Annotated in this window: 16 protein-coding genes, 1 tRNA gene and 1 pseudogene; 13 read left to right on the top strand and 5 right to left on the bottom strand. The window is 48.9% G+C overall.

Annotation, left to right across the window (positions count from 1 at the left end):
* The first annotated feature begins 274 nt into the window (after window positions 1–274).
* The 9 genes from MO867_RS09095 to cyoD all read left to right on the top strand — a co-directional run bounded on the left by MO867_RS09095 (window position 275) and on the right by cyoD (window position 9,491).
* Complete coding sequence (locus MO867_RS09095; protein ID WP_252466053.1) at window positions 275–1,210, top strand: ABC transporter ATP-binding protein; 936 nt, start codon at window positions 275–277, stop codon at window positions 1,208–1,210.
* Window positions 1,207–1,980, top strand: coding sequence for an ABC transporter permease (locus MO867_RS09100; RefSeq protein WP_252466054.1), 774 nt, complete (start codon window positions 1,207–1,209; stop codon window positions 1,978–1,980). Before MO867_RS09095 ends, MO867_RS09100 begins: the two co-directional genes overlap by 4 nt.
* 7 nt (window positions 1,981–1,987) lie before the next feature.
* The gene (gene queF, locus MO867_RS09105) at window positions 1,988–2,818 is read left to right on the top strand and encodes an NADPH-dependent 7-cyano-7-deazaguanine reductase QueF (protein WP_252466055.1); all 831 of its coding nucleotides are present in this window, start codon (window positions 1,988–1,990) and stop codon (window positions 2,816–2,818) included.
* A 219-nt stretch (window positions 2,819–3,037) separates the two neighbouring features.
* The gene (locus MO867_RS09110; RefSeq protein ID WP_252466057.1) at window positions 3,038–4,585 is read left to right on the top strand and encodes a DcaP family trimeric outer membrane transporter; all 1,548 of its coding nucleotides are present in this window, start codon (window positions 3,038–3,040) and stop codon (window positions 4,583–4,585) included.
* 19 nt (window positions 4,586–4,604) lie between these two features.
* Window positions 4,605–5,216 carry a hypothetical protein gene (locus tag MO867_RS09115; RefSeq protein ID WP_252466058.1) on the top strand — a complete coding sequence of 204 codons (612 nt, stop codon included), beginning with the start codon at window positions 4,605–4,607 and terminating at the stop codon, window positions 5,214–5,216.
* Between the two features lie 376 nt (window positions 5,217–5,592).
* A complete protein-coding gene (locus tag MO867_RS09120; protein WP_252466060.1) occupies window positions 5,593–6,468 on the top strand; it encodes a cytochrome c oxidase subunit II in 876 nt (291 codons plus the stop codon).
* Window positions 6,465–8,540 (top strand): cbb3-type cytochrome c oxidase subunit I, encoded by a 2,076-nt coding sequence (locus MO867_RS09125; RefSeq protein ID WP_252466061.1) that lies wholly within the window; start codon window positions 6,465–6,467, stop codon window positions 8,538–8,540. The genes MO867_RS09120 and MO867_RS09125 overlap by 4 nt, the downstream gene beginning before the upstream one ends.
* 8 nt (window positions 8,541–8,548) lie before the next feature.
* Window positions 8,549–9,178: a cytochrome c oxidase subunit 3 gene (locus MO867_RS09130; protein WP_252466062.1), complete on the top strand. Its 630-nt coding sequence runs from the start codon at window positions 8,549–8,551 to the stop codon at window positions 9,176–9,178.
* The gene (cyoD, locus tag MO867_RS09135; RefSeq protein ID WP_252466063.1) at window positions 9,171–9,491 is read left to right on the top strand and encodes a cytochrome o ubiquinol oxidase subunit IV; all 321 of its coding nucleotides are present in this window, start codon (window positions 9,171–9,173) and stop codon (window positions 9,489–9,491) included. Before MO867_RS09130 ends, cyoD begins: the two co-directional genes overlap by 8 nt.
* A gap of 55 nt (window positions 9,492–9,546) precedes the next feature.
* On the opposite strand, the gene MO867_RS09140 is transcribed toward cyoD, so the two are convergent.
* Complete coding sequence (locus tag MO867_RS09140) at window positions 9,547–10,941, bottom strand: adenylate/guanylate cyclase domain-containing protein (RefSeq protein ID WP_252466064.1); 1,395 nt, start codon at window positions 10,939–10,941, stop codon at window positions 9,547–9,549.
* A gap of 237 nt (window positions 10,942–11,178) precedes the next feature.
* On the opposite strand from MO867_RS09140, the gene MO867_RS23555 reads away from it, so the two are divergent.
* From MO867_RS23555 to MO867_RS09150, 3 genes are all read left to right on the top strand, one after another.
* On the top strand, window positions 11,179–11,313 hold the full coding sequence (locus MO867_RS23555) for a nitroreductase family protein (RefSeq protein WP_256473906.1): 135 nt from the start codon (window positions 11,179–11,181) through the stop codon (window positions 11,311–11,313).
* Between the two features lie 49 nt (window positions 11,314–11,362).
* Entirely contained in the window at window positions 11,363–11,746 is a 384-nt protein-coding gene (locus MO867_RS09145; RefSeq protein ID WP_252466065.1) for a nitroreductase family protein, read from the top strand.
* Between the two features lie 140 nt (window positions 11,747–11,886).
* A tRNA-Ser gene (locus MO867_RS09150) sits at window positions 11,887–11,974 on the top strand.
* A 125-nt stretch (window positions 11,975–12,099) separates the two neighbouring features.
* On the opposite strand, the gene MO867_RS09155 is transcribed toward MO867_RS09150, so the two are convergent.
* From MO867_RS09155 to MO867_RS09170, 4 genes and pseudogenes are all read right to left on the bottom strand, one after another.
* A complete protein-coding gene (locus MO867_RS09155) occupies window positions 12,100–12,276 on the bottom strand; it encodes a helix-turn-helix transcriptional regulator (RefSeq protein WP_252466097.1) in 177 nt (58 codons plus the stop codon).
* Window positions 12,213–12,557 (bottom strand): ASCH domain-containing protein, encoded by a 345-nt coding sequence (locus tag MO867_RS09160; RefSeq protein WP_252466066.1) that lies wholly within the window; start codon window positions 12,555–12,557, stop codon window positions 12,213–12,215. Before MO867_RS09160 ends, MO867_RS09155 begins: the two co-directional genes overlap by 64 nt.
* A 182-nt stretch (window positions 12,558–12,739) precedes the next feature.
* The gene (locus tag MO867_RS09165; RefSeq protein WP_252466067.1) at window positions 12,740–12,997 is read right to left on the bottom strand and encodes a hypothetical protein; all 258 of its coding nucleotides are present in this window, start codon (window positions 12,995–12,997) and stop codon (window positions 12,740–12,742) included.
* A 175-nt stretch (window positions 12,998–13,172) separates the two neighbouring features.
* A pseudogene (locus MO867_RS09170) lies at window positions 13,173–13,430 on the bottom strand (transposase); the annotation flags it as partial.
* 551 nt (window positions 13,431–13,981) lie between these two features.
* Between MO867_RS09170 and hdeA the strand changes: the two are divergent.
* On the top strand, window positions 13,982–14,410 hold the full coding sequence (hdeA, locus tag MO867_RS09175; protein ID WP_252466068.1) for an acid-activated periplasmic chaperone HdeA: 429 nt from the start codon (window positions 13,982–13,984) through the stop codon (window positions 14,408–14,410).
* The last annotated feature ends 301 nt before the right edge of the window (window positions 14,411–14,711 follow it).

Raw genomic sequence — 14,711 nt, forward strand, 5'->3', positions numbered from 1 at the left:
AGCGCAACCTTGCCAAGGTTGAGGTCGCCGGTTCGAACCCGGTTTCCCGCTCCAAATAAAAAGCCGCTCAATCGAGCGGCTTTTTGTTTTTCCGATATATTACTTCTTAGTCTGCGGCTTGCACTGTTACATCTGCGCTTCTGGGTGTATCCAAAAGTGCTTGAGTGTCCTGCTTGCTAGAGGGGGATGTACGCGGCAAAAATCCTATTTCCCTTCAAGTTGAAATTATTCGGGCAAGCGCATTGAATGACGCTCCCCACAACAGGAGTGAGAGATGAGCGCTGCGCTATCGATCCACAATTTACAAAAGTCTTACGACAACGGCTTTCAGGCGCTCAAAGGCATCAGCTTTGAAGTCTTGCCGGGAGACTTCTTTGCACTGTTGGGCCCCAACGGGGCGGGAAAATCTACCACGATAGGGATTATTTGCTCGCTGGTGCGTAAAAGTGGTGGGACAGTATCGATCTTTGGTATAGATATCGATGATGATTTTGCCGCTGCCAAGCGCCTTTTGGGGGTTGTCCCGCAAGAATTTAACTTCAGCCAGTTTGAGAAGGTGTACGACATTGTCGTGACCCAGGGTGGCTTTTACGGCATGCCGCGCAAGTTGGCGGAAGAGCGTACAGAAAAATACCTGAAACAGCTGGGCCTTTGGGATAAGCGTGCGACTCAGGCGCGTATGTTATCCGGGGGGATGAAGCGCAGGTTGATGATCGCACGGGCGCTGATTCACGAGCCCAAGCTGTTGATCTTGGATGAACCTACCGCCGGGGTTGATATTGAACTGCGTCGTTCGATGTGGAGTTTCCTAGAAAAAATCAACGAACAGGGAACCACCATTATCCTTACGACTCATTACCTGGAGGAGGCTGAGAGCCTCTGTCGCAATATTGCCATTATCGACAAGGGTACTATTGTCGAAAACACCTCGATCAAGTCGCTGTTAAAAACACTCAACCGCGAAACTTTTATCTTTGACTGCAGTGAGTCTCTTTCTGAGTGTCCGAGCTTGCCCGGATATGAAGCGCGCCTGCGGGATAGTCATTCCATAGAGGTCACTATTGAAAAGGGGCAGTCTCTCACCGAGGTGTTTGGGTCTCTACAGCAGCAGGGTGTCACTGTTACCAGTATGCGCAATCGCGCCAACCGCTTGGAAGAGTTATTCCTGTCCATGTTGTCAGAAGAAAAAATGTCGGGGCTTGAAGAGTGAAAGGCAATTTAATCTGGGTATCGTTTAGTACGATCTTCCGCCGTGAAATCCGGCGCTTTATGCGTATCTGGCCCCAGACGCTGGTGCCTCCCGTTATCACTATGTCGCTGTATTTTGTGATTTTCGGTTCCCTAATAGGTCGGCGTATCGGGGAAATGGGGGGATACCCGTATATAGAGTTTGTTGTGCCGGGCCTGATTATGATGTCGGTAATTACCAACTCATATGCCAATGTGGTCTCTTCTTTTTACAGTGCAAAATTCCAGCGCAGTATTGAGGAGCTTCTGGTTTCGCCAACGCCTAACTGGGTGATTATGGCGGGTTATGTTCTGGGGGGGGTGTCGCGAGGCTTGATTGTCGGCCTGATTGTGACTTTGGTGGCGATGTTTTTTACTTCGCTCACGATTGAGCACGTCGCGGTTACTGTGGCTATCGTATTCCTCACTGCGGTACTGTTTTCTCTGGCTGGATTTATCAACGCTATATTTGCCAACAGTTTTGATGCGATTTCCATTGTTCCGACATTTGTATTAACCCCTCTCACTTACCTGGGCGGTGTTTTCTATTCTGTCGATCTGCTCTCGCCATTTTGGCAGGGGTTATCGAAGCTCAACCCGATACTTTATATGGTGAACTCCTTCCGATACGGCATATTGGGTGTTTCCGATATTAATGTTGCCTGGGCATTTGTTGGCGTTTTGGCATTTATTGCGCTGCTTGCAGCCTGGGGGCTTCACCTGATGGGCCATGGCAAGCGACTGAGGTATTGAGAAAGTTATGACAAGAGAAGACTGGCAAAATCTCCCCCTGGGGCGTGAGACGACTTACGGGTCCACTTACAACCCGGAATTATTACAGCCTATTCAGCGCTCTGTTTCCCGTGCGCAGTTGGGACTTTCTGCTGGCGCTTTGCCTTTCTTTGGTGAAGACGAATGGTGGGGTTTTGAACTCTCCTGGCTAAACCCCAGAGGTAAGCCACAGGTTGCGGTTGCACGCTTCAGCTTTCCGGCGGAAAGTTCCTGCATGGTGGAGTCCAAGTCCTTCAAGCTGTATTTGAACTCCTTCAACCAGAGTAAGTTTGAATCCTGGCGATTGGTCCAGGATGCTTTGATCCGGGATCTGAGCGCGGCGGTAGGTACCAGTGTTGGCATCACCCTGATGGATGTTGAAAATGCGGCTTTGGCCGTTGAGAAGCCAGAGGGTTATTGCCTCGACCATCTAGATATCGGGGTTGATGAATACGAACCCGCCTCAGCACTTCTGTCACTGGATGACGGCGAAGAGGATGTTAGCGAAACCCTGTACAGCCACCTGTTGCGCAGCAATTGTCCGGTAACCGGTCAGCCGGACTGGGCTACCCTAATGGTGGAGTATAAGGGGCCGGCGTTGAAGCGCGAAGCGCTCCTGGCTTACATTATTTCCTTTCGCGAGCACCAGGATTTCCACGAGCACTGTGTGGAGCGGATTTTTTGTGATTTGCAGCAATTGGCAGACTTTACGGAGCTGACGGTTTGCGCTCGTTACACTCGCCGGGGTGGCTTGGATATTAATCCGCTGAGGTCAACCCGTATCGAGAAACGCTTACCTCCCCGATTTGCCCGCCAGTAGACTTTTCCCTTCCTCGGTAGTAACGCCGTCGCTGATCGAAACTTGGCGGTGTTGCTGACCACCTCTATTAGAATATTATCCTTTAGATTTCCTGCGAGTTTGTCTTAGCTAACAGATCTTGGCGCTATTCATTCTTAAGCTACGCTTCCCAGATAGGCTGGAGAAAAATAGGCAGCGTTTTTTTGCCGGCCCTGCAGGAGGTGGAGTCGAGGCTGATAGATGGAGATCAATGCGCAATCACCAATGATCCCTGCGGCGGTAATCGGTATAACCCAACTCCTTTTCGCCGAGCTCTCGACTGCAGAAGTTTATGTGAAAGCCGATGATTTGATACGGGTGATAGAGGCTCAGCAACAGCAGTTGGAAGAGCAGGAAGCCCAAATCCAGCGCCAAAAAGCCGATCTTGAAGCCCTGCGAAAACAAGTTGAAAAATTGCATCGGGCGCGCCCATCCCCGTCGCCTCCACAGGCTCCACCATCACAGGACCCACCACCACAGAGCAGTGAGGCACCGGTAAACGAGCAGGACCTCGACGAGTTACACCACCAGATCGAGCAGCTCCGTAGAGATATTCCATCGAATTCTCTACCGCCACCGCGTGCAAAATTCGACCAAGCTGTCAGTGAACAGAGTGATATTGAGGCGGTGATCTCCAGTGCGGCAACCGATTGGCCGGGCTCTATCCCTTTGTTGGGGAGCGCTATGAAAGTGAAGATCAGTGGTTATGCTGATTTGGATGCGAATTACGATACCGATGCGCTTGTGAGCCCCGCACAGTTTGTACCAGCCGATATTGTCACTTTCGATAAAACCGCAGCGGAGGGGGCCGATGGCCAGACATCCTTTACGGTGCAGACCTCCCGCATCTTGTTTGAGACGAAAACCCCATGGAATGGCCGCGAGTTTAAAACGATTATCTCCATGGATTTCCTGCAGGATCCCAGCGTCACTACTCCAAACCCCCGTATGCGCAAAGCTTATGGGGAAGTCAGCAATGTCTTGTGGGGCGGTAGTGTTTTGGTCGGTCAGGATTGGACAACCTTTGCAGACCTGGTGGCAATTCCCAATACTTTAGATTTTCAGGGTCCAAATTCGGTGATTGGATTGCGGCACTCTATGGTGCGTTGGCACAAACAATATGGACCTCAATATCACTTTAAAGTAGCGATAGAAGCGCCTGACTCACAAATCTTTGAAGAGGCATTGGAAGTAGCCCGGTGGCCCGATACAGTTTTTGTCTTGGTTTCCGAAACCGGCCAAATGCACCTTCAGGCGGGTTTGGTGTTAAGGGATTTACGTGCAAGTGGTGATCCGGATTCTGCGGTGTCAACGACTGGCTGGGGATTCAATTTAAGTGGTACTTTCAATATGCCCGGTGCGCTCTCCCAGGATCTTCTCTCTTATTCTGTTTCATTTGGCGAGGGCTATAGTGGTCTTCTGAACGATGCGCCTCCAGATGCGGCTTACGATATATATAACAATTCTTTGGAGGCGCTCCCGACATCTGCTTGGTATTTGGGTTACCAGCATTGGTGGACACCCTGCTTATACACGGTGGCGACTTACGGCAGGGTGAGACAAAAAAATTATGATTTCCAGCCGGGTATTTCTTATAAGAAAACACAATATCGGAGTATTAATTTAACTTGGACGCCTTTTCCCCGCTGGTTGGTGGGAATAGAGGCTCTGTATGGTGTCCGTCAAGACAAGAATGGTGACAGAGGGTCTCTCTGGCGCACTCAGTTTACGACCAGAGTTACTTTTTAGGCTGAGTTCGGAGGGGCTTGTGGAATTTCAGGTAGAGCGTGGAAATGGTATGAGGAGGCTGCGACTTGGCGTGTACAAGCTGAGGGTTATCCAGTTGGTTTGTAGTCTCTTTGTATTTTCCCTTCTATGGGGTTGGACTACAACAAATACCGTTGTTACCTACGTCTGGCACTCCCCCTATATCAATAGTCAAAACTTAGGAAAAACTCTGGTGCTGGCTTATACGCTGATTCCGCAGCCTTTGCAGGGTGTGAGTGTTGAGCGCGAGTGGGTATCACAGTTGCAGGAGTCGGGTATAGATGCTCATTCCTGGAGCGCATTGGCGCCAATGATCGGTATTCCTTCAATGAGGGAAATTACACGAGTTCTGAAGGGCGGGGGCTTTGATACATTACTGGTCACCCAGCTTTTGGCACTCAAACAAACTGACCCCCATACCCGCAATGCTTCTGTCGCGATCGTTGAGACCCGTCTCTATATTGCACCCGATGATGATGTGTATTGGTCCGTGCAGTCCGAGACATTTTTGTACCGCTACAGCGGGCAGGAATTGCGTCATCCGAGCCGGAGAGATCTATACCAATTTGTGCAAACTATGATGCGCACTATGGCGGGGAGTGGCGTGCTTTAACTGACATTTGGCAAAACCCTTCCGTGGAACTACTCAGCAGCCTGCTAAAGTCTGAGAGTTAAACCTCTAAAGAAAACCTGTGTTCAGCTATTCTGGTGAGACAAACTACTAGATAGCGTACCTGCCTTTCAGGGTGCTTGGCAGTAGCGACATGGAATTCAGTGCGTTGGCGGCTATTTATGTCAGTTGACGACTTTTGTCGGTAGGCTATGCAATGGATTGGTATCTAAAACCTTCAGGTTTTTTTGCTCTAAAACGTATGGACTTGCAGAGGTGCAAGAAAGTTTGCCCTTCTGGCGTTAGCTATTACCTACTCACCCTTATATTGGGCTGTCTATTCCTGTCCCAGGCAGCATCTGCGTCTGAAACTTTTTTGATGCCACTGGGCCCTGTGGCTGAAGAACAAAAAGTCCACTTTTTTTGGGCTATGGCGTTGACCATGGTCGCGATTCTTCCAGTATTTATTCTGGTGCCGGTAATTTTATTCAAATATCGTCGCAAAAAGGGGCGTGGTTTTTATGCACCCAAGTGGGAGACTTACGGACCCCTTGAATTGATTATGTGGGGAGTCCCATTTCTGGTAATCATTGTGTTGTCAGTGATGTTGTGGCGTGCAACGGCACGACTTGACCCTTACAAGGAAATCCAGGGCGTTGTTCCCCCGATCAAAGTGCAGGTCGTGGGGCTGGACTGGAAGTGGTTGTTTATCTATCCAGAATTGGATATTGCTACTGTCGGGGAGTTGGTTGTTCCCGTGCACACCCCGATATCCATGATCTTGACCAGTGATACGGTCATGCAGTCCTTTTTTATTTCGGCATTAGCTGGACAAATTTATGTGATGCCGGGTATGACCACCCAACTCAATTTTATCGCCTCAAAAACCGGTGAAACAGAAGGAGAGAATACTCAATACACCGGTGATGGATTTGCAGATCAGAAATTTAATGTGCAGGTAGTGAATAGTGATAACTTTGACCGATGGGTACAGAGAGTGCACTCAACCGGAATTGAGTTGTCGACTGAAAATTATAATCGCTTGGCACAACGAACAACAAAAAAACAAGCGCATGGGGAATTGGCCACCGCACAGATGCCTGAAAAAGTGATCTACTTTACTCTGCCGGGCACTCAGCTATTTCATGAAATTGTTATGCGCTATCACTCCGGTAAGCCGTTGAGTATTGAAGATCAACCGGGTACGGAAAAATTTGGGCGCGGCAAAGAAGATGTTGAAGGAGTCCAGCCATGAGCGCTACTGAACACGGTTGGCTGGGCAAACTCAGTTGGGAATCCCTGGTATTCAGTAATTTCCTGGAAAGCCCCTCTATTAATGAGGCCGTTGCTAGTGCTGCGGGTTCTCTTGTTATTCTTGCGAGTATTGCCATCCTGGGATTGCTGACCTGGTATAGGCTCTGGGGCCCCCTTTGGCGTGATTGGCTGACCAGTACAGATCACAAAAAGATCGGTATTATGTATATCGTTTTTGCGATTGTGATGTTAGTTCGTGGTTTGCTGGAAGGAATGGTGATGCGTGCTCAGCAGGCTGCGGCACCTGATGGTTTTCTCCATGCGGATCATTTTGCCCAGTTATTCAGTACCCATGGCACCATTATGGTGTTTTTTGTCGCTGTCCCCTTTCTTGTGGGGCTGATTAATTTTGCTATGCCACTGCAGATAGGTGCTCGCGACGTTGCATTTCCTGTGCTCAATCAAATCAGTCTGGCTGTCACGGTTTCTTCAGGAATTCTGTTGATGGTCTCACTGGTCGTGGGACAATTCTCCACGGGCGGTTGGTCAGCCTACCCACCTTACACTGGAGGGGATTTTAGTCCGGGCGTTGGGCCGGACTATTGGATTTGGGCCATCGTATTTTCTGGCGCAGGCACAACGTTGACGGGGATAAATTTCACGGTGACGGTCTACAAATGTCGTGGACCCGGTATGCATTTGTTCCGCATGCCACTGTTTTGCTGGACCGTGCTCTGTGCTTCAATTTTGATGATTTTTGCAATGCCTCCGCTCAGTGTTGCAGCGCTGATGCTAGGGCTTGACCGCTATCTGGATTTTCACTTTTTCACCAATGATCTTGGTGGAAATATGATGAATTACGCCAATCTGTTTTGGTTATTTGGACACCCGGAGGTCTACCTGCTGGTATTGCCAGCGTATGGTATTTTTTCTGAAGTTTTCTCCACTTATTCGGCAAAGACTCTGTACGGTTATAAGTCGCTGGTTATTGCCACCATGTGTATTGCTATCTTGTCATTTACCGTTTGGTTGCATCACTTTTTCACCATGGGACAGAGTCCCACAATCAATATTGCTTTTGGTATTGCTACCATGTTGATTGCGGTGCCGACCGGGGTAAAAGTTTACGACTGGATGGCGACTATGTATCGAGGGCGTATTAGATTTACAACGCCAATGGTTTACGCCATTGGATTTTTGATTTTATTTGTTATCGGGGGATTGTCGGGTGTGATTCTTGCTAACCCGACAGTCGATTTCCAGGTTCATAATACACTGTTTTTAGTTGCTCATTTTCATAATGTTCTGATACCTGGCGTGCTGTTTGGAATATTAGCAGGGTACAACTATTGGTTCCCCAAGGCGTTCGGATTCCGCCTCAACGATAAGCTGGGGAGACTTTCGGCATACCTGTGGTTCGCAGGCTTTATGCTGACATTTTTTCCGCTCTATGTTGCAGGCTTATTGGGTATGCCACGGCGCTCCTTCACTTATGCCGATCTTACCTTCAAGCCTTATATGATCGTGGCCTTTATTGGCGCTATGGTGGTATTGGCCGCACTGATTACATTAGTTGTGCAGTTTTTGGTGAGCATCAGGGATAGACATAAAACACGTGTTCCCGTCGGCGATCCTTGGGATGGCCGTTCGTTAGAATGGGCTTCACCTGCCCCCGTACCGGCTTATAACTTTGTAGAGCTACCGACGGTTACCGATAGAGATGAGTTCAGCGAGGCAAAAGAGCATGGTCGTGCCTATCAGCGGCCAAAAAATTACCGGGACATTGAGCTTCCAAAAAATAACCCACTTGGATTTATTTTATGTGTGACCAGTGGCATTCTGATGTTTGCCTTGGTTTGGTATATCTGGTGGCTCGCACTGATTTCTGCATTGGCGATTTTGATCGCTGTTATTGCCTCGACTTTTCGCAAAGAGACCGAATACATTATTCCTGCCAGTCAATTGGAGAAGGATACCGAAGCCTGGCTAGCCCTGGTTGAAAAAAGCGAAGCGGTTAGCCGGGACCTGGAAGATTCTCCACGAAATGTAGGTTATTCCAAGTTGGAACTCTAGGTTTTCAAATGAATCTCAGCTCATCTAGTAAAAGTCCGGGGAGTATCGGCAACGCCCACGAAGCTGCCCACAGAGATCCCGCTGTGGTGATCTTTGGTTTTTGGGTGTTTATGATGAGCGACCTGATTTTCTTCGGTGTGGTGTTTGCCATCTACATCACCATGGTGGGGGCTACTGCAGGAGGCCCAGGGCCTAAGGAGCTCTTTGATTTTGGCAGTTTGTTCGCACAGACCATGCTCCTTTTGACCAGCAGCCTGACCGTGGGTATTGCCACAGTCACCATGAGGCATGAGCGCAGCCGCGCCAGCTTTTTGTTCTGGGTGGTGATTACCCTGCTGCTGGGAATAGGGTTTCTGACGCTGGAGTTATATGACTTTTCTGAAATGGCCTCGAAAGGTGGTGTGCCTTCACGCAGTGGTTATCTGTCTGCCTTTTTTGGACTGGTGCCGTTGCACGGTCTGCATGTCACTTTTGGTTGTTTGTGGATGCTGGTGTTGATCGCCCAGGTTTTTACGATGGGCATGGGGCAGGTGGTTAAGTTGCGCTTCTTACGCTTGGCGCTATTTTGGCACTTCCTGGATTTGATATGGATCGGTATTTTTTCGATCGTTTATTTCGGTGGGTGGGTATATGGCTAATGAACCGAGTTTCGCACAACACCTACGATCCTACATTACCGGTTATATTCTGTCGGTTGTGTTAACCCTGGCTGCCTTTGCGGCGGTGCTGACCATTGGAAGAGAAAATAAGAGCGTTTTGCTACTCGTTGCTCTATTGGGTATCGCTCAGCTAGTGGTGCAGCTGAAATACTTCCTTAATGTGACTACTCAGCGAGAATATCGGGATAATCTCGCCCTGGTAGCCTTTTCTACTTTAATTCTTTTGATTATCGTGTTGGGTACAGTATGGATTATGGGAAATCTCGCGGTGCGGATGCATGCAACAATGTAACTTTATTGGACTGGTATTGCAGCAGAGCGCCCGGTACCCGGTGTTCGTGTGGCGGCTAAATAATCACTTTGGTCTTCAAATTAGAAGCTGCTTTTTGCAGGGACTGTAAAACTTTTTCTTTATCGTAATTGCGGATTTTGTCTAAATCCAAATGCATAGAGAAGCCGGGCGCATGCTCTTCCAGATAACTTTGTTGGCCGCCCAGGTTTTTTCGCAGGTCAGTTACTTGATAAACCTTTACCGGAGTACTGATACCCTTAACGGTAATATGGCCCTTATCCCGACACATTACTGTGTGTTTGATCATGGCCCAGGTTTCATGGCTGATGAGGATTTCCCCTGGTTGGGCCGCTCCTTCAAGGCGCGATGCCAAGTTTACATGGGTGCCCATGACGGTATAAGACTGGTAGTTGGCCGTGCCAAATATCCCTACCGTACAGTAACCAGTATTAATGCCCATTCGCACCTGCAGGGGCCGGGAAATTCCTTTGTTATACCACTCCTGCTTCATTTCACGTACACGCTTGCGCATGGCCAGTGCCATTGCGACACAGCGTAGAGCATCGGATTTTGGTCCTTTACTCTCATCATCTCCAAAAACAACCATAACCGCATCGCCTATAAACTTGTCGATAGTACCGCCGTACTGACCGGCGATACGCGCCATTTCGGAGAGATAATTGTTGAGTAACTGAGTGAAGGTCTCGGCCTCCAATTCCTCAGTCAGCTGGCTGAAATCTTTAATATCAGAAAAGAATACCGTGAGCAGCTTGCGCTGGGTGACCAGGGCTTCTTCGTCTCCGGTTGTTACTGAGCGCCAAAGCTTTTGTGGCAGGTATTTTGACAGCTTATAGGATCTGACTTTGCTGACTCGTTGCTCGACGGTCAGGGATTGATTGGCTTCTTTAAGTTGGCCAATTTGTCGGTGAGTAAAGAAAGCGTAGGCGCAGAGGTACACCAGTATACCGATCAAACTGACAGTGCTGATCGTGAGGTCTGCGCTAATTAAGAGGGACGGTTGATGCATCAGGTAACCGATAACGACTCCAACGAGTAAGCCGGTATTGTGCTCGAACCAACTGCGACCGCCGCCTTCAGTCAGGGCATTTAGCTGAACCACGGTCACAAACAGCAGCGAGGGCAGCATGCTGAAATTTGCCAAGGAGATGGTGATCCCTATTAATACGGTATCGAGAAAGGACAGGCAGCGGCGAGTTTTCAAAGCCTTTTTATCGCGGGCCTTATAGAGAATAAACTGAGCAATAGCAGCGTAGATAACAATAAATATGGCAGTTCCAAGGACGACCAGCTTGTCCAACTGCCAGGGCGCCGACCAATTAATCGCATTTGCCAAAGTACCGGCGGCAGCGAAACAAATCAGACTGCGAAAATAGGTGGAGTAGTGAGGGTTGATGTTCCGCCCTGTGCTCTCATCAAACTGGTCCTGCATTTGTGCTTATCTTTGTTTGAGCAGAAATTGAACAGCTTACGCGTTGGGGGTAGGGTGGCTCCGATTTCCCTATCCGCCGTATGGTCGCGCAGTGACTCTTGGGGCGGAGTTTACTCTTCCGTGGGACAGAATGCGAAAAAACTGCCTTAGGGGATGCTTTTTTTCCCTAGGAACCTAAGGCTGATTTTGTTTTAAATTGCGCTAAATTCATCGATATGAACGTTTGCGGAGGTAAAGATGGATGCCCTGACCACTTTGCATCACAGAGTTTCTATAGGAAAACTGGCAGATCCAGCCTCCACGTATCAGCAGCGAGAGAATATAGTTCGTGCCGCACTGCGCGCAGCAGACCATGGCGCCCTACCGCCATAGTAACTTCTGCTGATTGAGGGGGTGGATCGTAATCGTTTGGGCGAACTCTTTGTCAAAGCGGCAGAGCAGCTGGAAGGCGCCCCCACTGGCGGAAGCCCTACAGCGGAGAACCTTGACGCTGCCTTTCTACGTCCCGTTGATTATTGTTGCTATCACTCACCTGCAAGAACACCCCAAAGTTTCCTATCTGGAACAACATATATCTACGGCGGCAGCGGTACAGGCGATGTTTGCTGCCGCATATGCAGAAGGTGTCGGGATATACTGGCGCACCGGCCCGCTGGCGACAAATACTGCCGCTGCCAAAGGATTGAGGCTGTCTGAAAGTAAACGTATAGATGGCTTTGTATACTGCGGAACTATGGAGAGGGCGCACCGTGAAGCGCCGAATCTGAGGCTAGATGATTTTTTTTCGCATTGGGATGTACAATAGTGCTTGCACAGCGGGAAACATTTGGGTAAAGTGCGCGCTCTCTCGCCGAGACAGCAGCTATCTTCCTGATTTCCTTGAAGATTTAGTGATTTCGAGAGAGTCGCCGTAAGGCGAATGCCCCTTCTAGAGGGTGACAATTTGGTGAGGTGTCCGAGTGGCTGAAGGAGCACGCCTGGAAAGTGTGTATACCGCAAGGTATCGAGGGTTCGAATCCCTCCCTCACCGCCATATTTTGAATAAAAAGCCCTGATTTTACAGGGCTTTTTTGTTTCTAGACTTACCAGTCCCCCACTTATTTCTCCCTAGACAATTGTACCAGGGTGGGAGTTGGTCCAGCCAAAATGGGCTGTACATCATTGTGCGGCACCCTCGAGCCTCTCTTCTATCCGCCTATCAATTTCCCGGCTATCCCAACCTACAGTACCCAGGCCTATCCGCCTCTGCTGGGGAAATACTTCCTCTTTAATCATCCGGTAAATATTACTGCTTTTATAGCCAGTGAGCCGTTCAACTTCACGTAAGCGTAAGATACGGCGAGGTGTTTTCTTGCTGCTGCCTCTTGTTCTTCTATTCTGCGAAACTCAACAACCCATACCCAAGGGTTCAAATTCCAGCTGTCATTGGCGTAAATAGATTCCCATAGTCTACGGAATGCAGGGAGAGGCTTTTCGTGCACGCCACAGAGCTGAGCGCTTGCAGATTCTGGCCCATCAACACCTACAGCCTTGACATCCTCTTCGGTGATATCCTGGATACGCTCGACTCGGATGCCCGTTATTTCCAGTGTGATAAGGCTGGCCCAGTGGAGCATGTGGATTGAAGGTATATTTTTCCCTTCTGGGCTGATTCGGGCATAGTCCAACTTTCAGAGATATCGTCATCTTTGAAGAATTCGAAACTACCATCAGCTAAATACTCGACCTGTACATCTTCGCAGTCACAATCGCCCATTGCACATGAATGAGAAATGGAGGGCTTCCAGGTTTTTCTCACCTATAGGCGGTCACCGGGCTCGCCGTAAGGGCAGTCGATATCCAAATGTCCGCTGCACCAGGCACTATTCAATAGTTGAAGAAGGGAAAGTCCAGGAGGCAGACCCCCGATTACTTTTATGGCCTCTTTATCGCTGGTACCGTTGAGCGGATGAGGCTCTATTTTTATGCGCGTCTGGGTTTTACGATCATCCAGTATTGCACGCACCATTTCCGTATTAAGTAAAATTGGTTTTTCCGTTATGGCTAACGTAGTCATTGGCTTGAAACTCCCATTTGTTACAAAGAGAGTTGGAGAGCGTTCGAAAAATGAAATCTGGATTTCTGACACGCCTATGTCCACCTCCAAAGTTGCCTGTAGATTCATCTTCACAGAAGTGAATACAAGATTGGCAAGCATGGAGGGTGTTCAAAGCGCTGTGTCAGCCAAGCAGCTATAGGCTGATATATTTCTCCAGTCGATCTGGAAAGTGGATCGCCAGCTGCGACAGTGTCAAATTCCAATTTTGAATCGGGTGCGTCCAGCGTTCGGAGGCTTTTAGTATACCGGCATAGAGAAGCTTCAGTAAGCTATTCTCATTGGCGAAGCCGCCCTTGGTCTTGGTTAATTTTCGGAACTGCCTGTGTGCAGCCTCCACCGCATTGGTGGTGAAGATTGGAGTGCGGACATAGTCCGGGCTGTAGTGGTCTAATACTTCCACGCCGCTCCATTATTTTTGCTCGATAGATCGTGCTCGGTAAGCTTTTTACAGTCTTTCTGTGCTTTGAGCATGAGCTGCCCATGGCAACCACTACGGCTTTTATATGTGATTAAGAGCGATTGCAGGCGCACCTGTGTGTTCTGGTGGTTTTTGGTGTTGCACTTGTCATAGTCTAAGTGTTGACCAGGCCTTTAGCTTTAGTCATCAGTCAATGCTATTCCCTTTCTCTCCTTATGCCTGTGAGGAGAATTCTCTTACGCCAAATTCTTGTGCGGGGCCACAATCTATGAGCTTTGGTTGAGCGGGGCGCAAAAATGAAAAATGCGTCTATCCTTTCTATGGGTCAGGTAGCTTTTTATAGATTCTTGGCTTTACGATTCCGCTGTGGCAGGGCTCGTTGCGTTGGCTGGATCAGGCCAGGTTGGGGCTTTGCGTCATTTCCCCGTGGCTTCGGGCTCCTTTGTGTCGAGATGCGAGCGGATTGCACATTACCTGCAGTTGATTGAAGGGGTGATAGCCCCGAAAACTCCGGAGATTTTATTGTGAAAAGTAAGCAGTACATCCTTCCTTTGGTAATTGCCAGTCTCGCTGCTTCTGCTGCCTTCGCGGATAACCATCCCAAGAAGCCAGCGAAGGACTGGACATGTGCAGATTTCCTGGCGATTGATGATGAGTTCAAGCCCAAGGCGGTCTACTGGGCTGCAGCCTATTCGCAAAAGGGTAAAGATGAGGGGGATATGCTAGATATTGATGGCACAGAAAAAGTCACTCCAATGGTGATCACTGCCTGCACCAAGGCGCCAAAAGACTCCTTTTGGGCCAAGTTTAAGGAGGAGTGGCACAAGGTGGGAATGCATCACAAAAAGGACAAGGCAGAGAAGCAGATGATGAAGATGCAAAAAAAGATGCAAGATGGCAGTCAGATGAACAATAGTAATGGCGGTGCTGGTAGCAATGGGACCAATCAGTAGGGGTTCTGATCGTCAGTGCTGGTGCTGATGTTTTCAAAAGCCCGGTTTTCACCGGGCTTTGTCTATCCTAAGATGGAGATTCGCCAGCAATTTAGTTTGGTAGTATTTTTAATTGGCGGTTAAAAGTCGTGCAAATGGATTTGCGTTATGGGTAAGACGGGAAGAGATGAAACTAGGCGCGGCCGAACGATTAGCCGCTCTACCAGGCTCTTGTGGGGTGGGTTTTTATTGGTTGGGCTGTTCTTGGCGCTCTTTATGCACTCAGCTAAGGCATTTATGCTTTAAATTGCAGGGCGCTGAA

The sequence above is a fragment of the Microbulbifer okhotskensis genome (assembly GCF_023895975.1).
Taxonomy (GTDB): Bacteria; Pseudomonadota; Gammaproteobacteria; order Pseudomonadales; family Cellvibrionaceae; genus Microbulbifer; species Microbulbifer okhotskensis.